We start from the raw sequence: 22,182 nt of genomic DNA, 5'->3' as shown, positions 1-22,182 counted from the left end.
ACCCACACACTGTGCTTGCACTTTATTCATTTGTATATTTCTAGATCAAACCTTCGTAACAGGCGCAAACGCAGCCAACAAACGCTTCACTCCTACTGGAGCTGGGAAGGCAATCTGCAGCTCGGTATCCGTCCCTGTTCCTTTGACGGATACGATTACCCCGATCCCCCACTTGCCGTGGGAAACCTTGTCGCCAGCCTGGAAACTTGCATCACCGCTGCCCGCTTGCTTTGCCTTATCCAGCGGCGTAGACACCGTCACGCGGTTCGTACCTGCTGTTCCCCCTGCTCCTGCAGGGCGCATTGCACCGCCAAATGTGCCCGCAGAGCTGCGTGCCGTCGCTTGCCCTGCTGTGCCATAGCCCGTACTGCCAGGTGCTGTACCAGCGGCTGATCCACCGCCTGCACCATTGTAGCCAAGTCCGCGCCCACCATAACCTGCGGATGCAGCTTGCCGGCCGTAACGATCAAAGCTCCCGTAACGTCCGCCAGATGGCGATACATCTTCCTTCAGCTCGTCTGGAATCTCGCCTAAGAAACGAGACGACGGATTCGCATTCGTCCGTCCAAACAAAGTCCGCGTGCGCGCAGACGTCAAGAACAACTGCTGCTCCGCCCGCGTAATGCCAACATACGCTAAGCGCCGTTCTTCCTCCAGCTCCTCGTTATCCGTAAACGCTCGGCTGTGCGGGAATACCCCTTCCTCCATACCGATAATAAACACAACGGGAAACTCCAGCCCCTTAGCGCTGTGCATCGTCATCAGAATGACAGAGTCGGCCTGTTCCTCGTCTTCTGCATCGTTCATGGAATCAATGTCCGCAATGAGTGCCAGATCCGTCAGGAAGGATACAAGCGACCTGTCCTCATTACGCTGCTCAAATTCTTGTGTTACCGACAGGAACTCGTCGATATTCTCCATACGGGCTTTGGACTCTAACGTATTCTCACGCTGCAGCTCAAGCTTATACTCAGACAGTTCCAACGTCTTCTCCGTCAGCTCAGTTACAGAGACAAATTCCTGCATCTTATTCAAACTATCGATCATGCTATAGAATTCGCGAAGTGTGCCCTTCGTGCGCGGCGCAATATCAAGCAAATCCATGTCGCCAATCACTTTCATGATCGACGTGCCCCGCTCCGATGCTGCTTCCGCAAGCTTGGCAATTGTTGTCGCGCCAATGCCTCGCTTCGGTACGTTTACAATCCGCTCCAGACTGATATCGTCGTCAGGGTTGGAAATTAATCTTAAATATCCCAGCACGTCTTTAATCTCTTTACGATCGTAGAACTTAATTCCACCTACGATCTGGTAAGGAATTTCAGATTTAATGAGAATTTCCTCGATTACACGAGACTGTGCATTCGTCCGATACAAGATCGCATGCTGGCTGTACGATTTACCACTCATTTGATTCTTCTTAATTTCGGCGGTTACAAAATACCCCTCATCATGCTCCGTATCCGCTTGATACACTTTGATCGGATTGCCTTCGCCGCTGTCTGTCCACAGTTTCTTAGGCTTCCGTCCCGTGTTGTTCTGAATCACTTGGTTCGCCGCGTTCAGAATATTTGCAGTCGAACGGTAGTTCTGCTCCAGCATAATCGTAGTTGCATTCGGGTAATCCTCTTCAAAATTGAGGATATTCGTAATATCCGCCCCCCGCCAGCGATAAATTGATTGGTCGCTATCGCCAACTACACAAATATTGCGATGCTGATCCGCTAACATACGACAAAGCATGTATTGCGCACGGTTCGTATCCTGGTACTCGTCAACATGAATGTATTTAAATTTCTTCTGGTAGAAATCTAACACTTCAGGCTCGTCCTTAAACAACTGCGTTGTCTTCATAATGATATCGTCAAAGTCCAGCGCATTGTTCGAACGAAGCCGCTTCTGATACTGCGTGTATACTTTAGAGACAAGACCATCAAAATAATCGCCTATCTTCTCCTCGAATCTCTTCGGCGTAACAAGTTCATTCTTTGCGGTGCTAATCGTGGACTGTACAGCCTTAGGATCAAACTTTTTCGTATCCACATTCTGTTCCTTCATAATGCCTCGAATAACCGACAAGGAATCCGAAGAATCCAGAATCGTAAAGTTCGAAGAAAACCCAATTCGCTCAATATCACGACGTAATATACGTACACACATGGAGTGGAACGTAGAAACCCAAATATCTTGGCCTTCTGGTCCAACTAACTTGGCAACACGCTCCTGCATCTCGCGCGATGCTTTATTTGTAAATGTAATCGCCAAAATGCTCCACGGCGCCGCCTTACGCGTCGCGATTAGGTAAGCAATACGGTGCGTCAGCACACGTGTCTTGCCTGATCCCGCTCCCGCCATAATAAGCAATGGTCCTTCCGTTGCCTCTACCGCTCGCCGCTGCTCAGGGTTCAGCCTCTTAATCGCCTCATGAATGTCCGTCGCCATCTTCGCTGGCTTCTTCCCCTCATCCGCTGATTCCAGAAATTCAAACATAAGTCCGCAAGCTCCTTCCCTACCTAATATTTATTATAACGATCCATAAATTAATCGTGACTATCCATCAAATAAGCTTATTGGGATCTCTGATCTGATGCCAAAAACTCACTCTTAAGAAGAAATATTGTGTCCCCATGATCTCAAAAACACAATTAATCAAAGAAGCTCCCTAGCAAAGCAACTACTACCTCTGATTTTATATTTATCACTAAATACATACCAAGCCTTAATGAACTTTCTTTAGTAAAAAACTACATAACAGCAATTTAAATATGTTAATCCTTAAATCCTAACATTAAACCTTCTAGTCGCTCGCCTTGACGGCCTCAACAGTAGCAAGAGCAGCCTCCAAGTCTTCGTACACCACATTACCTACCACAATCGTATCCGCAGCTTGCGCAGCCAGTCTAGCCTGCTCCACAGTCCGAATACCACCGCCATAGATGACATGCGCCTGGCTTGCCGCCTTCCTAATCTGCCTAACCGTGTCCATATCACCAAACATTCCGCTGTACTCTGCATATATAACAGGCAGACGCATCAGCTTGTCCGCAATATGCGCATATGCCGCTGCTTCCTTAGCTGTTAGGTTTGCATTCGCCTGACTTACTTTCGCCGCTGTTGCTTCCGGATTCAAAATAATATACCCCTCTGGAATAATCATTTCCCACGGCATCATATATCCGTATTGTTCAATCGCACGCTTATGCTGGCCTACTAACCAATCCGTGCTCGTTGTATTCATCACCATTGGGATAAAGTACGCGTCAAAACCGGGTACGACCGCATCCAGATCGGATACCTCCTGTACCACAGGCAGTGCAAATCTGCGAACGCGCGCCATCAGGTCCACTGTATTCTCAAATGTAACTCCACTTGATCCTCCAACCATAATGGCATCAGAACCGGACATACATATCCGCTCCAGACACTCATCGTTAATTTCTTTGTCCGGATCAAGCTTAAATACATGTTTCCATTGTCTTAACTGTATATCATGAATTGCACTCATTCCATTTGCGGAAGCCGCCACTTCAGTTCCTCCACTCTCTGTATATACATCTCACGCTCCAGCGCATACAAGCACTGACCAATGGCCCATAAGATGGGCCTAACAGAATAAGTCTAAGCCAGCGGAAAGGGGGTGTCAATGAAATGGGAGCAGAAAAAGAATGGATGTTCGCATTTACTGTTATATTCCAAGATCTACTCTAAAATGAGTAGTATAATATAGGTTTTCTATTAGTATTAGGATTATTTCTAATACCTAGTTAAGGATGTGATATAATTGCAAGAAGTAAGGATTATTTGTCAAGGAGTGTCACTTCAAGAGTTCTGCTTTTCAGTTGAACAAACGCCAGTTTGTTGATTGCAGAGTCCATTGACAGTATTAATAAGTAAAATGAACGAATTGAGTTCTGGCTTAATTACAATCTAAAATTAATTGACATACTCATTCAGAGAAAATACCATAAAGTATTCATAACGGTATCTCTCATGCAAAAACTACGGCCCGAAGGATAGACATCTACATGATTGTCATCTTCCGGGTCGTAGTTTTATTGAACACCTATCAAAATTACTTTCCTACTTTTTCGAATTTAATATCGTAAATAATAATATCTTTGTCCATTTCGTTAATACCATCCACAAAGAAACGCAATTTTGAATCTTTCATACTTTCACTAGAAGAATTAAACACTACATTAAACTCTTTAAAGTCATTGCCAATATCCTCGTTCCGATATTCCGGTAGATTATCAGGAAATAAATCAACGTTCAGTTTATTATACCCTTTTGCCTTATATGACAATAAATAGTCCGTATTCTGAGATAGATTCAACCCCGATTTGCTTAGAAAAACCGTCTGATTCTTAGCACCCTTTTTAAGCAGATATCCAATTTTACCTTTGATGTCAATCTGACTTACATTCTTATCAATATAATCAAAACTTATTTCTTGAATGTCTAGCTTATTTAAAGCATCTTGTATAAATCCATCTAATATTTTCGGTATATTTTGTTCATTCATTTCAACAATAATTGCATCTTTATTAAATACATCCGTTTCCCAATCAATCGAATTCACCGGACCCTTATCAGATCTCTCTTTTCCAATTTCATAAGTAACTAATCGTTTATAATAAAAATAAAAATCAATAGATGAGGTAACTTTATACTCATGTAAAAGTTCAATAATTAAATCATCAAAACTTCCGCCTTCGATTAAAATTCGAGGCTTATAGTGCTTACCCGCTGTTGCATTTATTATCGGGTGATATGCCTCGAAGTTATCTGGGGTATTCCATAAATTCAACAGCTGAGCGATATCTTTGTCTGAGCCTATAGGATTATTATCGATTTTTACATCCTCTAAAGAAAGTTTAGTCAAATCTTGAGACAATTGCTCCTGTAAATTATCAATAATGGCTTGAGTAGTGTATAAGGCGCCTAACTTATTCCAGTGAGTTCCGCCCTCAGGGAATAAAGGATACTGTCCTTGATTCCTCTTCAATCGGGTAATTTCATGCCCATCCACATAATTAATTTTATATTTATCCAATAAAGGAATTAAATTATTGTAATTTCTAGGCTTCTCATTTTGAGAATTTAAAACATTCGAAATATACTCTGGATATATCGAGGCTTTGCTAGGAGTCACAACCAGTAAAAAGGCAATGCCTCTCTTTTTAAGTAAAAGTTGTAACTCTTTAATTTGTTTAATTTTACTCTCCAAGAGGGCTATATCAATTGGAGGTGTTATATTAAAGTATTCCTTAATGTAATGTTTTTCAAAAAGATTTTTATTTTTCCCCACTAATAGAGTACTGTTATTCGGCGTATCATTAAATAATGAATAGTAAATTTGATTGTTAGTTCGAATAAAGTATTCTTTAAAACCAACATTTTGATTAAACCAAGAGTTATATTCCTCTTGAAAATTTCCTGATAAAAAATTAGCAATAGTAAATGTGGGTTTCTTTTGAGAAACCTCAACCCCACTCGTCTTAAGAGAAGGGAAAATATTATAAATCATTTGTAATAATGGCAAACAAAAGAAAATAATAATGAATATAATAAATGTTTGCTTATAAAAAAAATTTTTCATAAATTTAAATTCTCCAAGTATAACCAAAGTTTAAAATCTAAAATATATAAAAGGACTAAAGGTAGTGGACACGCACTTTGAGATCGATAAAATTAACAATAGAACAATAATAAATATCCTAAACACATCATGTTTAACCCAACTAATTTTATTTACTACTTTTTCAAATTTGGTGAACATCGGAATAAATACTACTATCAAGCCTAGTAACAACATTATATAAATGCTACTACTTATATTCAAAATTTCGAGAGAAGGATCAACTGTCTGTTTAAACATGCTAAACATTGATCTCATAAAGTTGAGTGCATAATCTATCGTCTCGGATCTAAATAAAACCCAGCTAAACATTATTAGAATAAAGGTTATGAAAATATTCAATATTCTTGGTATTTTTTTAGAAAAATCCAACCAGAATATTTTATCAAAAATGATACACAACCCATGAAAAGCTCCCCATATAACAAATGTCCAACTCGCCCCGTGCCAAAGACCTGATATCAAGAAAACAACCCACAAGTTGAAGTAATTTCTAAATTTAGAGCATCTATTACCTCCTAATGGTATATATATATAATCTCTCATCCAGTTCGAAAGAGATATGTGCCATCTCCTCCAAAACTCTGTTATATTTTGGGATATGTATGGTTTGTTGAAGTTTTCTTTAATATCAAAGCCCATCATCTTACATAACCCAATTGCCATATCTGCATAACCGGAAAAATCAAAATAAATTTGAAGTGTGTAGCATAAAATTCCTAACCATGAATGATAAAATCCTACATCACCTGATGGTACAGAAAAAATGTTATCTGCAACATTGCCAAAGCTGTCTGCAAACCACACCTTTTTTGTAAGACCTAACACAAACCTGTATAGACCCTGAATAATATTGTCAATACTATTATTTCTCTTTCTTATTTGATCAACAATATCTTGATACTTGATAATCGGTCCTGCTATAACCATCGGAAACATTAATATATATATTAAGTAAGAACTAATTGTTTCGGTAGGTTTCTTTACATTTCTATAAACATCTATAATATAACTTATTTTATGGAAAACAAGGAACGAAATACCAATAGGTAGGCCGACTTGAGTCCACTCTATTACATGAATGTTAAAATATCTTAATAAAGAATTGATGTTATCCACAAAAAAGTTGCAATACTTAAAGTATCCTAACATTCCTATATTTAGAATCAATGATACTACAAAAAAATACTTTTTTTTCATTACTTCTGCATTATATTTAAAAATCAAATTACCTAATTGCCAATCTACAACTAAAGATAGAATTATTACAAATGAGAATGACGGTGCACCCCATAAAAAAAATAATAAACTTGCTATTAAAAGAACTCTATTCTTATACTGATTATTAGTTAGAAAATAAACTATAAAGAAGATTGGCATAAAAACAAATATGAATAACGGTGATGCAAATACCATTTAATATCCCCCAGATTATAGTAAAATAGCGTATCAATAATTATGAAATACGCTATTTCGCTTATTATATCTCTTCGTTTTTCAAACCAAAAATTGTATATTTATAAAAATCTTCCGAGCTTTTTACCATTTTTTCAACGCTAAACTGCTGCTGATATTTCTGTAAACCATTCCTCCCAAGGCTTTCTCTAAGAGTCGTGTCTTTTATCAATGTAGAAAGTGCTTTAAATAACTCCATAGAATCTTTGGGCTCTATGAGTATTCCACAACTCTCATCGACAATCTCTTTTACTCCTCCCGTACTGCAGCCAATAACAGGTTTACCGTATCTCATTGCTTCTAAATATATAATTCCAAAGGATTCATAAAGTGAAGGTGCAACAAAGATATCACATGAAGCATATAACTCGTGTAAAGTATTATCATCAACAAATCCATAAAACTGAACATCACTAATATCCATAGTTTTTGTCTGTTCTTCAAAATATTCTTTGTACGTTTTACCTGTTTTCTTATAAAAACCATCGTGTCTACTATTATCTTGACCAGCAATAATCAGCTCAAATTCAAATTTCTGCTTCAACAACTCGATAGCAGCGTCAATAAGCTCTAAAATCCCCTTCCTTTTTTCTAATCTGCCTACAAATAGTATTTTGGGTTTGCTATTAACCTTTCGTTCTGTTAGATCCACTTCTTTTATTCCTATAGGGATCATCTCACACATTTTTTTATTGAGGTCAATATTATAAAGTTCACTTATTGTACTAATAATGTTGTTACTAATACCAATAATACCGTCCGAATTTTCGAGTAGCCTTCTCTCTAAGGTTGTCGAAACTTCCAAATCGAGCGTGTTTTTCATTTCATGAACTTCAATTAGCTTCTTAAGAGGTGTCTGTAATCTCGTTACCAACGGAACTGATTTATTTAAAGAATATATATAACCTTCAGCATTCCAGATAGGGCTTTCGATTATGTCTAATTTATACTCTAATACAATTTGATTAATTTTAGAATTAACAGAATAACTGTAATCTAGTTTGCCTTTAGATTCTGGAAATTCATTCAACTCAGTTGTCGGGCAGTTCGTAGGAACAATTGCATGAATAAATAAACCTTCTCTTGAGGACGTCACTTGTTCCCGCTCTCCTCGTGTAATGACATGAACTTCGTGACCAAAATCTACAAGTCCATTCGCTAAATCAAACGTATATGATGCGATCCCTCCGTGCCCGATAGGAGGATAGTCAATACTCAATAATCCTATTTTTAGCATAGCAGTCTCCATTGTAAACTCAGGTTTTATTTGCTTTTTGTATAAAAGAAAATCAGTGTACGAAATTTCAGAAGAGTCCATAAAACTTCTTTTTCGTAATAAACCAGATACAGTGCCATGAAGTAATCCTTTGAACCACATTCTATTGAATTTTATAAATTTCTTACCGTCTATGTTTTTATTTTTATACCAGCTTAAAAATGATCTTAATAAACCAGAATATCTTTTTATAGTTTTAAAATACCCTATTGGACGTTTCATACCCCTTGTATTTTTTAAAGCAAAATAAACGTTATTCTTCACCTCTGCGAACCAGTTAATCTCATAAAATGATTTTCTATTATGACTCTTTGCTGGGTAATGAAATACCACTGCTCTCTCATGATGGATTATTTTATAACCTTTCTGAATTAACCTTAGACATAAATCTGTCTCATCATGAATATATTCAAAAAACTCATCAAATCCCCCAACATCTATTAAGGCATCGCGTCTATACGTTGCATTGGTACCCATTTGCCTATTAAACCAAAATCCTTCTTTATCGTTACACTGTCCCGGCTCATTCCTAATATCTTTTATCTCGCCATACTGATTGACAATTCCATATTTAAACTGCAAATTGCCTTGTCCTCTTCTGGAATCATAAACTTTCCCACCAACACCAGTAACTTCTTCATCTTTTGTAAATGAAGCGACAACTTCTTTTAACCATTCTGCATTAGGTATCGCATCATCGTCAATAAAGACTACTATTTCACCACCGGCTGCTCTTATCCCGATATTTCTTGAAATTGATAGATTAAATTGATTGTTTTGATATACTTTTATTCCATCAACATTAGAAAGAAACTCTGTTGTCCCATCTGTGGAAGGGCCATTTACAACTATTACTTCAAAGTTATCATAATTTAGATTATTTAACCCATGAAACACATATTTTAATGTATCTAATCTATTTGTAGTGCAGATTACTATCGACACCCTAGGTGAATCCATTAAGTATACCCTCCAGCACAACTATTTTTCTGCTCTTATTTCCATCTCTAAGCAAGCACCATTTTTTCTTCCTAGTTCAATTACTTTAATATTTTTAAAACCTACGGATATTAATAAAGCAGTTAACGATTCAGGTGAGAACATATTATAGTGATAATTCCCTGCATATTCCTGACCGCCAAAGGTAACTTCTCTCATATCTTCAAATGATATATTGCCATTAACGTATTCTTTCATCATACTCGTCCAGTCTGGGCAAATGACAGTAACCTTCCCACCTGTCTTGAGAGTTTTGTACCAATGATCCACTATTCCATTAATTTGAGTGTGTTCAAAATGTTCTACTAGGTGCGCTGAATATATTTCAGAGATAGTTCCATCCTCAAAAGGTAATTCGGTAACATCAGCAACTAGGTCAACAGCATCAAGTGGTCTACCGTCAATATTAATATAATCTTGCTTTGGTATTCGACCACATCCTAAATTGATTCTTATATTATCTCCCATTTCTTTTTCTTTTTTGTAAAAAGAAGCTCTGTATTGCACATTTATTGAAATCATTTTGTCATTTTGACTGGTATTATTTTTGATTTCATGAAATATTTCTCCTCTTATATTTTCCATTCTATTGATTAATCTCGCCTCTTGTTCATACATATACTGCTCGTAATGTTTAATCTTAGTTTCCAACTCATTTTGTTTACTTTCCACTTTAACACTGTTGTCTGTTACTAATCTTTCATTCTCGCTTTTTGTATCATGGAACATAGTTAATATTTCATTTTTCATCATATTAATTTGATTAATTAATTCATTAATATTGGATTTATATAGAACCTCATTCTCAAGGTTAACTGTCTTAACTCGTCTATTTTCTTCAGTTAATATCTCCAATTCAGAACGAATAGATAATATTTCCTTTTCCAATAGGAGTTTAGATTCTTTAATCTTTTCTTCCAATATTGATAATGTCTTATCATCTCGTTCAGTCAACAAATGTGCTTTATTCAAATAATTAACAATATATCCATTGAATTCAACTTGTTTCAACATTACTATCTTTGTAATAGGTTTTAAAAGCTTTCTAACTACCTTTTTCGTAAATACTATCAACTTCGCAAAAATGCCAGTACGGTTTGAGTGAATAGTTCCTCCCTGGCTTGTATCAACAGTAAGGTTTGCATGATGAATAAACCATTTCATATGCTCTAATTCCATTTCCAAGTTGGAGGAACTATACCCGCCAGAGATCATCTTGAGTTTTCTCTCTAAATTATCAACGATTAGCTCAGCCTGCTTCTTCATATTATTCTCCTTTTATTTCCCAAGAATGTGAAATTCTCACAAGTCCAATATCTGTTTGCAACGATCTAACTTCAAATTTGTTGCATTTTCTTTTATAATCGTAAGGAATACCATCATCACTATGTGATGCAACATCTAAAAAATAAGTACCTGGTAACAAAGAAAGTGAATTAATACTAAACCCTATGCTCCCACTATCAGGCAAATCCGAAAGATCTATTCTATCAATGTAAGTATTTGTCCCGTAACATAACACCCCATCCCCATTATTTATCGCAATACCAAAACAAATTGACTTCACTTTTTTATGCACCCTATAGTAAATCTCAAAAATATATTGATCATCGGTCTGTAGCACGTATCTCTCATTAGAGAATTTATCTAATATTCTCACCCTGCTAATTTCAACACTAGGTCTTTCTTCTGAATTGATAATGGTCGGATTTTTTTCCTCCGCACCTTCCTTTATCTCTTCTAGTTGATGCCTTTTCTCCTCATTATCGCTTAAAAAAGTTAAATACTGATTAATTACTATTCGAGGATCTCCACACTCTGCAACCCTTCCGTCGTTTATCCAATAAACTTGATCACATAGCTTCTCCATAATCCCATGGTCATGAGATACAAATACTATTGTTTTCCCTCTCTGCTTTAACTCTTGAATACGATTTATACATTTTCTTTGAAAAGATGCGTCCCCAACTGCGAGCACCTCATCTACAAGCAGAATATCAGGATCTACATTAATAGCTATTGAAAAGGCCAGTCTCATGTACATACCAGATGAATAACTACGAACAGGATTATCAATAAAATCTTCTAATTCGGAAAAAGATATTATGTCATTCATTCTTAGATCAATTTCTTTTTTAGAATATCCTAATATAGAAGCATTCATATAAATATTTTCTCGACCAGAAAAATCAGGATGGAATCCTGCTCCTAGCTCAAGCAAACTGGATATTTTCCCAAAAACCCCAACATGTCCATTATCTGGATATATTATCTTCGTTATTATTTTCAATAACGTGCTTTTGCCTGAGCCATTTTTCCCAATCAACCCAATAGTTTGGCCGCTTTTAATTGTTAAGCTTATATCTTGCAATGCTTTGTACTCTATATATTTAGTTCTACCTGCATAAACAAGGCGCTCTTTTAATGTTGTGTTCTTCTCTTGGTATATTTTAAAAGTCTTAGAAACATTTTTTAATTGTATTACATCCACATTAAATCCTCCTACTATAGTTCCTCTGCAAATTTCTTTTGCAGTCTTTGAAATAATAATGAACCTGAAATCAACATTATTATTCCTATAATGAAAATTATTGCCAATGATAAAAAGTCAGGAGTAATATGATCATAAAAAATATTATGATATGCGGTTATAATCGGATTCATTGGATTTAATTCAAACAGGTATTTAAATTGTACCGGAACCATATCAGCAGTATATAGAACTGGAGTTAGGTAAAACCATACCATCAACAAAATAGTTAGAATATGCTCTAGGTCTCTAAAATAGACATTCAAAGATGATACAATAAATGACAGACCAATTGTAAATATAGTTTGTATCACAAGAATTAACAAAAAATAGATGGCATTCACACTTAAAGGAAGGCCAAATAGATACAGAGCTGGTACTAGTATTACAATCGACAACAGAAAATTCACTAGTCCTGCTCCTACAACAGATAATGGAAGTATAATTCTAGGGAAATATATTTTTTTTACGAGATTACCTTGTCTTATTACTACACCAGCACTAGCAATAATACTATTAGAGAAGAAATTCCAAGACAATAACCCTATAAACAGAAACATAGGGTAATTTTCTATATTAATTCTCATTATTGTAGAAAATATAACACTATACACTACTAGCATTAACAAGGGATTTAAGAAAGTCCATAAAAAGCCAAGTAGAGAACCCTTATATCGGGTTCTCAAATCAGTTAATACTAAGCTGTATAGCATCTGTCTATAAGCATATAGTTGTCGTAAGCTATTAATCATTTGCAATTTTCTCCTGTTTAACCAAGGTTCTTCTTTCTATCATTACGTCTCGAATAGTTTTGTGTATGTCTATCTGAGTACCCCAACCTGTGTGATTAATCAATTTATTGTTATCTCCAATATAAATTGGATTGTCCAATGGTCTGTACCTTTTCAGATCTTTTCTTACAGTGATCTCTCTTGTAGAATAACTAATCATTATATCTAATAGATTCTCTACAGATCTTCCTATACCACTTGATACATTATATACTTCACCTGATATTTCAGATATAGCTAACAACCAATAAGCTTTTACGATATCTCTTACGTCTGTAAAATCTCTTATTGAGCTTAAATTACCTGTATAAATTATCGGATCTTTATCAAGGGCTGATTCTATCGATACTATTTGATTAATCAAGTCCGGTACAACAAAGCCGCTTGATTGCCCTGGTCCAATGTGATTGAAGGGCCTCACATGTATTGTTTTTAATCCATAGGCTTTGTTGTATTGTTGGGAAATCATACCCATGGCCATCTTACTCAAACCGTAAGGATTGGTTGGTGTAAGCGTAGAACTCTCTACAAGAGGCATGTCTTCCGTATTTTTCAAACCATATTCTTCAGAAGATCCTATAGTTACTATGACTGAATAAGGCACTATCTCTTTAATTGCATCTAACAAAAAAATTGTTCCATTCAAATTAACTTCAAATGTCCCAATTTTATTTTCCCATGACTTATGAACATTACTTTGCCCTGCAAGATGAAAAACAATATCTGGCATAACGTCTTTTATTACTTTTTTTATAGTTAATGGATCGCCCAAGGGCATTCGAATATAATTGAAGCTGCTATTTATGTGGGGCACTTCATTCGCATAAGTACACCATATTTGGTGTCCATCATTAAGTGAATTTATGTAGTTAGCCAAATGTCGACCAACAAACCCTGTCCCACCTGTTATCATGACTCTAGACATAAACAACACCCACAGATCAGTTTAGTTTTTGGTATTTATTTACATCACTATCAACCATCATCTTAATAAGCTGTTCAAAACCTACCTCAAGTTCCCAACCTAGCTGTTGTTTAGCCTTGGTGCAATCCCCTAGCAAAAGATCAACTTCAGCAGGACGAACAAACTTAGGATCAATCACCACGTATTCTTTCCAATTAAGTCCTGCATGTCCAAATGCAATTTCCACTAATTCTTCCACCGTATGGGTTTCATTGGTAGAAATAACATAATCATCCGGCGTATCTTGTTGAAGCATCAACCACATCGCTTTTACATAGTCTCCAGCAAAACCCCAGTCCCGCTTGGCGTCCAAATTCCCCATTCGAAGCTCGGATTGCAGTCCAAGTTTGATACGAGCCACAGCATCCGTTACTTTACGAGTAACGAACTCTACACCACGACGTGGAGATTCATGGTTAAACAAGATACCTGAGCAAGCGAACATGTTATAACTTTCACGATAGTTGACAGTAATCCAATGCCCGTAAACCTTTGCCACACCATAAGGGCTCCGAGGATAAAAAGGCGTTGTTTCTTTTTGAGGAGTCTCCATTACTTTGCCAAACATCTCACTGCTCGAAGCTTGATAGAAGCGTGCTTCAGGCTTAACTAGGCGAACTGCTTCCAACATGTTAGTAACCCCTAGCGCTGTCACTTGAGCAGTCAATCCCGGTTGTGTCCAAGAAGTACCTACAAAAGATTGGGCAGCCAAGTTATAGACTTCATCAGGATTCGCAATCTTAACCGCTTGCATGAGCGAGGTAAGATCCAGAAGATCGCCATCAATAAATTCAATCTCATTCTTTATATGTTCAATATTCTCCATAATCGGAACACTGGTTCTTCTTCTTAATCCGAATACTTTATATCCTTTTTCCAATAATAATTCCGCTAAGTAAGAACCGTCTTGTCCTGTAATTCCCGTAATCAATGCGCGTTTTTCCACAATGCATATCTCCTTTATGCTTAATGTTATAAGTAGTGCTCTAGCTTTTGGATCCTAAGTTCCTTAATTAGAGACTTGATCTCTTGTGCTTTTTCTTTGTTACAAATCAGCGTTACATCATCCGTCTCCACAATAATTAAATCCTCTACTCCTAGGGTAGCAATCAACTTCCCATTACTTTCGATAATGCAACCTTTAGTATCAATATTTAAGGTGTTACCCCTAATAACATTACCATTATCGTCTAATTCATCAATTCGCTCTAAGGCTGTCCAACTTCCGACATCGTCCCATCCAAAAACGCATGGGATCACATAAATGTCTTGTACTTTTTCCATAATACCATAGTCAATGGACTGATCTGGCATCTTAGGAAACTCAGAACGAATAACATCATTTCGATCACATTGACTAAAGGCAACTTTCATCGTTTCTAGTAAATCATGGACTTGAGGCATATGCTCTGCGATATATCCACGTATGACAGAAGTTTTCCATACAAATATACCACTATTCCAGTAATAATTACCTGCATCCAGATAAGAAGTTGCTTTTATTAGGTTGGGCTTCTCGACAAATTGTTGAACTCGATGCACCTGAAAATCATTTAAAACTCGGATATCTAGTGTGCTCTCAATATATCCGTACCCTGTTTCTGGATATGTAGGTTTAATGCCTAGTGTAACCAAGTTCTTCCCTTCACGGCTAACATCCACTGCGGTTTGAAGGATGTGAACAAACTCATCTTCATCTTTAATGATATGATCGGACGGTAGTACAACCATAGTACTATCAGGAAACTTTTCTTCTATAATTATAGAAGCCAAACCCACACACGGCGCCGTATTACGACCAACAGGTTCGATAATAATGTTCTCATAAGGGAGAGCTGGAATCTGGCCCTTGATCAGTTCCGCATAGAGTTCATTCGTCACCACAAACACTTGTTCAATAGGAATAAACTTCTGCAGCCGATTCACACATTGCTGAATCATAGACTTGCTGCCAGAGATATTAAGAAATTGCTTCGGTAAATTAGTCCGGCTCTTTGGCCAGAAACGTTCTCCCTTGCCTCCTGCCATTATGACCGCAGTAATTCTCATTTTCAAACCTCCATTGTGTACTGACCCAAAATACTATTATAATTCACTATTAATTTATAGTTCAATGTAACATTCGCCAGCTGATACCTAATTTCTTCAAAAAGAGTTATAATTGATGAATACTATTATGCAACTTACATGGTAACAATAAATCATACAAATTTCTACAGCTATATATTTGCAGATTGTCGTATATCAAAGAACTATGACTTGGAGGATAGACACTTTGGAGTATATGCATGTCAAAGCCAAAGAGAGAGATAACATATTACCACTGCTAGAGCTGAATAAGAGAATGGAAACAAAGAAAACGATGGTCCAAACGTTTTCTCTTGTGTTTTTATTGTTAGAGATAGGGCTTCTTACCTTTTTATATTTCATCTTTTATGCATGGCGGATCCACTTGGAATTTAATGTTCCTTTTGAAATGTTTGAATTAACTAATCCACGCTTCTCCTATTACTTATATTTCTATTTAATGTTTATTGCTCTATATGGGTTCCTTACATTTCGTTATCGGATTCACTCTTTTATAGCAACTAGTGGACTAGTAGATGAAATTCTCAAATCAACACAAGCAATCGCCTATGCCATATTGTTCGCCGTAGGACTTAGTTTCCTATTTAAGTTGACAGATATCTCACGAGTAGTAATCCTTCTTTTTGGAATATCAGCATTAGGATTAGTAACGACATTGAGATTTGTGAAGCGAAAGCTCTATCTTGCCTTCAATGCGAGAGGGATTTTATCTCGAACAGCTATTATTATTGGAGCTGGAAAAGTAGGCAAGTCATTAATAGAAGAGTTGCAGAAACATAAATGGTTAGGATATACGGTAGTGGGATACGTAGATGATGAGGTTGATGATATCATTGCTGATACAACTTATTTAGGAAAAACAGAGGACCTACAAAATATATACAAACTTCATACTTTAGCTGATGAAATTATTATAACAATTCCATCTGAGAGAGAGCTTGTTCAGAAAATTATTTCAGACTTTCGAAAATCGCCTGTTGAAATAAAAATAATTCCAGATATGTTTAATTTAGTTTTAGGAACAGTCCAAGTAGGCAATATCAATTCCCTGCCAACAGTTTCTTTAGTTCGAACACCGATGCGGGGAACTGGTTTCTTATTAAAAAGAGCCTTTGATTACTTACTGACGCTAATTGCCTTGATCATATCATTACCCATCATGCTTATTACCAGTATTTGCATTAAGTTTGAATCGAAAGGTCCCGTGTTTTATAAACAATCCAGAATTGGAAAGAATGGCAAGCCGTTCAACATGTATAAATTCCGTTCAATGGTTCAAGATGCAGATCAGTTGTTAAATAAGCTAGCCTCGCAAAATCAAGTGGATGGAATTGCATTTAAGATGAAGGACGATCCACGTATTACACGCACTGGTAGATTTATACGGAAATATTCCATAGACGAGCTGCCACAGTTATTTAATGTCCTAAAAGGCAATATGAGCCTGATAGGCCCTCGTCCTCCATTGGAAATTGAAGTTGCTCATTACAGTGACTGGGAATGGAGACGTTTAGAAGTTCTTCCAGGTATCACAGGCTTATGGCAAGTTAGCGGAAGAAGTGATCTTTCATTCCAACAGTGGGTGAATCTTGATGTATATTATATTGAGAATTGGAGTATCGCTCTTGATTTAAAAATACTCCTTAAGACCATCCCAGTAGTATTAAAAGGAGAAGGAGCATATTAATGAAGGTATGCATTGACGGACAGCCCTTGCTTGGACCTCTTACAGGAATCGGGAGATACACTGCTGAACTGTTAAAGGTCCTCAATACATATGAGGACTTAACCATATCCGTCGGATTGAATCAGATTTTGAAACAAAGGGAGTTAAACAGCCCTGTACCTAGTACATGCTCCATTTATAATAGTCGTTATCCATACAAAGTAATTCGACGACTCATGAAACCTAACTTCTTATATAAGTTCCGATATGATGAATTCATAAACGATCCTTTTGATGTATATCACGGAACTAATTATACTCATATACCAATCAAAAAACAGCGTTATGTAGTTAATATTCACGATTTGGCTTTTATGAAATATCCGGAGACTACGAGCAGTAAAATATATAACCATCATATGAAATGGGTGCCTTACAGTGCTGTAAGTGCCAATCATATTATTGCATTATCGGAATCTGCTAAAGCAGATATTGTTAGCTTGCTGAACATAAACCCTGAGAAGATTACTGTCATTCCATTAGCAGCTGACGCCCGTTTTAAACCATTAAAAAATCAGGTTGTTCGGCCAATACTTCAGAAATACAACATGCCTGATCAATATATTCTTTGTGTGGGGACGATTGAAGCGAGAAAGAATTTAATTACAGTTGTAAAGGCCTATCATCAACTAACTAGTAAATATTTGCTTGATCACAAGCTCGTCATTGTTGGAACAAAGGGATGGAAAACCTCTTCTTTATATGAATATATTGAGCGGCATAAGCTTCAATCATGTATTCATTTTGCTGGTTATGTAGATGACGAAGATTTACCTGCCATTTATAATGGAGCAACTATGTTAACTATGCCATCATTATATGAGGGGTTTGGATTGCCACTCGTTGAAGCTATGCAGTGCGGAGTACCTGTGATTGGATCGAACGTATCCTCTATACCTGAGGTTATTGGAGACGGAGGTATTTTATGCTCACCTCACGAGCCTGAGGATTGGGCAGATCAAATATTAAATGTTCTTCATGAGGATTCCAATTATCTGGATAGGAAGCAACTCGCTCTATCTAGATCGTCTACATTCAGTTGGAAATTAACTGCAGATAAAACGTATAATATTTATACTTCTGTGTAACTATTATTAATTGCTTAAATAGGAGAAGGTAAATGAAACTAGCCATTATTCATGATTATATAAATCAACACGGAGGCGCGGAACGGGTATTAGAGACCTTCATGGAACAGTACCCAGAAGCACCAATCTACACACTAATATCGAATCTCAACAAAATGCCTGATGTCTTTAAGCAAGCTGAGATTCACAATTCATTTATACAAAATATACCATTTTCTCAAAATCACTATAAGAAAATGCTATCCTTGCTCCCTTTAGCAGTAGAACAGTTTGATATGAGAGAATACGAAGTAGTTTTATCTACTTCTAGTGCATTTGCCAAGGGTGTAATCACGAACTCCTCTCAAACGCATGTTTGTTATTGTCACACCCCCATGCGTTATGTATGGGACTTATACCATCAATACATGGATGAACTTAGAAATCCCATTTTCAAATGGGTGTTACCTCGAGTCCTGCACAAAATACGCCTGTGGGACTATGCAACCGCCCAACGCGTGGACCACTTCATTGCTAACTCGAATAACGTTGCCAAAAGAATCAAGAAGTACTACGGAAGAGAATCAGTTGTCATTCACCCACCAGTGAATCTAGAGCAATTCTCGATATCAGATAAGATAGAGGATTATTTCTTAATTGTTTCGCGACTCATTCCTTATAAGCGTATTGATTTGATTATCGAAGCGTTTAACGAGCTTAAATGGCCATTGGTCATTATTGGAGATGGATATGATCGCAAGCGATTAGAGCAGATGGCAGGTTCGACTATTACTTTCCTCGGCTATCAATCAGATGAAGTCATTGCGCAGTACTATTCGAAGTGTAGGGGATTTATCCTAGGAGGGGAAGAAGACTTCGGTATAACTCCCTTAGAAGCACAGGCTAGCGGTAGACCCGTATTGGCTTATGGAAAAGGCGGTGCACTGGAAACTGTAATTGAAGGAGAAACCGGATTATTCTTTAGGGACGCAAGAGTATCTTGCATAGTTGAAAAACTTAAACAAATGAGCACTATACAATTTGATTCCAATCACATTTATCAGCATGCTGCATCTTTTAATAAGCAACGTTTTCAAAAGCAAGTACATCAATTCATTGAACAAGTTCATAACAAGGGAGTGCAGTAATTAATGTCAGAGTACGGCTATAGTAAGTCTACGACCAAAGAAAAACGATTAGCATGGGATAAAATACCTTTCTTTGCTCTTATCTTATTCTTTATATGGGCGCCATACCAAGTGGCTTTATTTAACGGGCAAAGTTCTAATTTTGAACCCCCTATTTATTTATCCATGCTGTTTGCATCCATCATTTCTTTTTTATTTTTCCCTAGTTTTTATAAAGAAACCAAAGAAATTAATACAAAAACCATCATAATTCTTGGAGCATTTCTCCTCCCTATTACTTATTGCATTTCAATGTTTGGTGCAGCTTCCAGTTTTATGGCAACCAACCTAACTTTAATTATGTGTGTGTATTTCATTTTCTTTGCTATTACTTCTACTTACCTTAATAAAGATAGCAATAATAATTCTATACAATCACTAATCATTATATCCTCCTATGGAATCGTTGCCTTTGGATTATTACATTGGTTAAACAGTGTGAAGTGGATTCAAGTATCATTGGGATGGCTTATTCCGTTCGATGCAAATGGCTTGTTTAAGGACGCCGTGATGATGACTGTGGATGGCGCCCGTTTAACATCCGTTTTCCAATACGCTAATACATACGCTGCATTCCTTATGGCCTTCTTATTTGCAGCTGTGTTTTATGTCGGAAAGTCACGTAAATGGTGGAGCCGAGCGACACACGCTTTCATGATGGTTCCTATTATGTTGTCTATCTTCTTGACTTTGTCTCGTGGTGGTTTGTTACTTTTACCAGTTGTGTTCATAATCCTTTTAGTATTCTTAAAGCCTCATCGTCAGCTGATGTGGATATTCCACTTAGTAATTAGTGGAATTGTCACTGTTGGAATTCTTAATCCTGTCACAGATATTGGACTAAATGTCCAACAGGCTTTTTCAACAACTGAATCTATGAAGGGCTGGGCTTATGTGGCCGTAGGTTCATTGATATCAGCAGTGTTGTCTTTGGCCCTTGAGAAATGGGTAGCACCTTGGTTAGAGAGTAAAATGTCACACTTGTCTAACAAGAAGTGGGGTACCTTCCTTTTCCCTATTGGAGGTGCACTACTTGGAGCGTCTCTCTTGTTTATTTTCATGGGTACAGATGCTAAAAATATTCTTCCTGAGAATATTCAAACTCGACTAGGAAATATCAACTTAGTACAGCATTCTGTCTTGGAGCGCTTCACATTCTATAAGGATTCCATGAAAGTTATTGCAGATCATCCAGTCATCGGTGCGGGCGGCGGAGGTTGGGGGGCTCTATATGAGCAGTATCAGAACAATCCTTATACTTCTCGTCAAGCGCACAATTTCTTTCTGCAGTATCTGATTGAAACTGGGATACTAGGGTTTGTCATATTTATGACTTTCTTAGTTTACTTGTTCTATCAATTTATTCGTTCTTATATACGTGCTCATGAACACAAACGCGAAAGTTACTTTTTATACTTCATCATTGCACTTTCGATTCTTGTTCATAGTATTTTGGACTTTAACATGAGTTACGTCTTTATGGGAATTCTCGTATTTATTGGGCTAGGTGGGATGAGTGCTGCCATAGATAGCAAGCCGTTCACTAAACTAAGTTGGAATCCTACAAAAGTGCGTTCTATTTATATAACTGCGTTAGGTCTTGTATCTGTTGTCTTACTCATTACTGCTATCACATTTGTATCAGCATCTAATTCATTTAATCAATCCGTTGCTGCTGCAGGCAGCAGTAATGACTATACTCAGATTACAACTCCGCTGGATAAAGCGCTTGGGATTCAAGGACATCATCCCAATTATGTAGGTATGAAGGCTGATCTATTGAGTCAAATCTATAAACAAACGCAAAAAGAAGAGTTCTTCACTGCTGCTGATAGCTTATTAAAAGATACACTTAAGTCCGAGTCGTCTAATAAGCAATTATGGATGCAATTAAACAAACTCTATTCCTACAAAAATATGAATAAAGAAATTTACGATGTTTATGACAATAATAAATACCGTTACCCATGGGATATTGAGTGGTATGAGCAATTCATGCACATTTCATCCCTATTGGGATCTAATTCGGACGACAAAGCTTTAAAGGATAAGTATTTAAATTCCGTGTTTGATTCCTTAAAGCATATTCAACTGGGTATTGAACATCTGAAGACGCTCCCTGAGGGGCAGCTTCAAGGACGTAAATTTGAGGTTACACCTAAAGTAGCACTTCATGCGGGTCAAGCTTACTATCTGACGGGTAAAACGCAAGAGGCTTACGACATGATGAAAGCACATCTGCAAGAGGATTTAACACCTGACCCAGCTAAGCCGAATGATACAAGCAAGGTCGACCTTCTAAGATGGTACCTTGCTATGACTAAGAAGCTTGGATTACGAGATGATGCGAACCTAGCTAAGCTCCTGGCTCTTGATCCAGAGGAGCAGGCAAAGATAGATAGTATCGTAAACATGCAAATCCAATAAACGTGTTGCAAGCATATGTAACAGAAAAACG

Annotated in this window: 15 protein-coding genes; 4 read left to right on the top strand and 11 right to left on the bottom strand. The window is 37.0% G+C overall.

Features of this window, described 5'->3' with window-relative positions; genetic code table 11:
• Nucleotides 1–45: 45 nt before the first annotated feature.
• From pcrA to QP775_RS12505, 11 genes are all read right to left on the bottom strand, one after another.
• Entirely contained in the window at nt 46–2,490 is a 2,445-nt protein-coding gene (gene pcrA, locus QP775_RS12555) for a DNA helicase PcrA (RefSeq protein WP_285106411.1), read from the bottom strand.
• A gap of 307 nt (nt 2,491–2,797) precedes the next feature.
• Nucleotides 2,798–3,505 carry a heptaprenylglyceryl phosphate synthase gene (pcrB, locus tag QP775_RS12550; RefSeq protein WP_285106462.1) on the bottom strand — a complete coding sequence of 236 codons (708 nt, stop codon included), beginning with the start codon at nt 3,503–3,505 and terminating at the stop codon, nt 2,798–2,800.
• A gap of 567 nt (nt 3,506–4,072) precedes the next feature.
• Complete coding sequence (locus tag QP775_RS12545) at nt 4,073–5,602, bottom strand: alginate O-acetyltransferase AlgX-related protein (protein ID WP_285106409.1); 1,530 nt, start codon at nt 5,600–5,602, stop codon at nt 4,073–4,075.
• Between the two features lie 30 nt (nt 5,603–5,632).
• A complete protein-coding gene (locus QP775_RS12540; RefSeq protein ID WP_285106407.1) occupies nt 5,633–7,057 on the bottom strand; it encodes an MBOAT family O-acyltransferase in 1,425 nt (474 codons plus the stop codon).
• Nucleotides 7,058–7,121: 64 nt separating this feature from the next.
• On the bottom strand, nt 7,122–9,332 hold the full coding sequence (locus QP775_RS12535) for a glycosyltransferase (RefSeq protein WP_285106405.1): 2,211 nt from the start codon (nt 9,330–9,332) through the stop codon (nt 7,122–7,124).
• 21 nt (nt 9,333–9,353) lie between these two features.
• Nucleotides 9,354–10,637, bottom strand: coding sequence for a class I SAM-dependent methyltransferase (locus tag QP775_RS12530; RefSeq protein ID WP_285106403.1), 1,284 nt, complete (start codon nt 10,635–10,637; stop codon nt 9,354–9,356).
• Nucleotide 10,638: 1 nt separating this feature from the next.
• Nucleotides 10,639–11,862, bottom strand: coding sequence for an ABC transporter ATP-binding protein (locus QP775_RS12525; protein WP_285106401.1), 1,224 nt, complete (start codon nt 11,860–11,862; stop codon nt 10,639–10,641).
• A gap of 14 nt (nt 11,863–11,876) precedes the next feature.
• Nucleotides 11,877–12,653 carry an ABC transporter permease gene (locus tag QP775_RS12520; protein ID WP_285106399.1) on the bottom strand — a complete coding sequence of 259 codons (777 nt, stop codon included), beginning with the start codon at nt 12,651–12,653 and terminating at the stop codon, nt 11,877–11,879.
• Complete coding sequence (locus QP775_RS12515) at nt 12,646–13,605, bottom strand: GDP-mannose 4,6-dehydratase (RefSeq protein ID WP_285106460.1); 960 nt, start codon at nt 13,603–13,605, stop codon at nt 12,646–12,648. The genes QP775_RS12520 and QP775_RS12515 overlap by 8 nt, the downstream gene beginning before the upstream one ends.
• 28 nt (nt 13,606–13,633) lie before the next feature.
• Nucleotides 13,634–14,602, bottom strand: coding sequence for a GDP-mannose 4,6-dehydratase (gmd, locus tag QP775_RS12510; protein WP_285106397.1), 969 nt, complete (start codon nt 14,600–14,602; stop codon nt 13,634–13,636).
• Nucleotides 14,603–14,628: 26 nt separating this feature from the next.
• Nucleotides 14,629–15,705: a mannose-1-phosphate guanylyltransferase gene (locus QP775_RS12505; protein WP_239328753.1), complete on the bottom strand. Its 1,077-nt coding sequence runs from the start codon at nt 15,703–15,705 to the stop codon at nt 14,629–14,631.
• A 235-nt stretch (nt 15,706–15,940) separates the two neighbouring features.
• Between QP775_RS12505 and QP775_RS12500 the strand changes: the two genes are divergently transcribed.
• Genes QP775_RS12500 through QP775_RS12485 form a run of 4 tightly spaced genes read left to right on the top strand, consistent with a single transcriptional unit; the run spans nt 15,941 to nt 22,151 of the window.
• Nucleotides 15,941–17,431 carry a sugar transferase gene (locus QP775_RS12500; RefSeq protein WP_285106458.1) on the top strand — a complete coding sequence of 497 codons (1,491 nt, stop codon included), beginning with the start codon at nt 15,941–15,943 and terminating at the stop codon, nt 17,429–17,431.
• Nucleotides 17,431–18,558 (top strand): glycosyltransferase family 4 protein, encoded by a 1,128-nt coding sequence (locus QP775_RS12495; protein WP_285106395.1) that lies wholly within the window; start codon nt 17,431–17,433, stop codon nt 18,556–18,558. The genes QP775_RS12500 and QP775_RS12495 overlap by 1 nt, the downstream gene beginning before the upstream one ends.
• 32 nt (nt 18,559–18,590) lie before the next feature.
• Complete coding sequence (locus QP775_RS12490) at nt 18,591–19,685, top strand: glycosyltransferase (protein WP_285106393.1); 1,095 nt, start codon at nt 18,591–18,593, stop codon at nt 19,683–19,685.
• Nucleotides 19,686–19,688: 3 nt separating this feature from the next.
• On the top strand, nt 19,689–22,151 hold the full coding sequence (locus QP775_RS12485) for an O-antigen ligase family protein (RefSeq protein ID WP_285106391.1): 2,463 nt from the start codon (nt 19,689–19,691) through the stop codon (nt 22,149–22,151).
• The last annotated feature ends 31 nt before the right edge of the window (nt 22,152–22,182 follow it).

This window comes from Paenibacillus sp. UMB4589-SE434 (assembly GCF_030226685.1).
Taxonomy (GTDB): Bacteria; Bacillota; Bacilli; order Paenibacillales; family Paenibacillaceae; genus Paenibacillus_B.
This window is presented reverse-complemented; position numbering and strand designations above follow the sequence as displayed.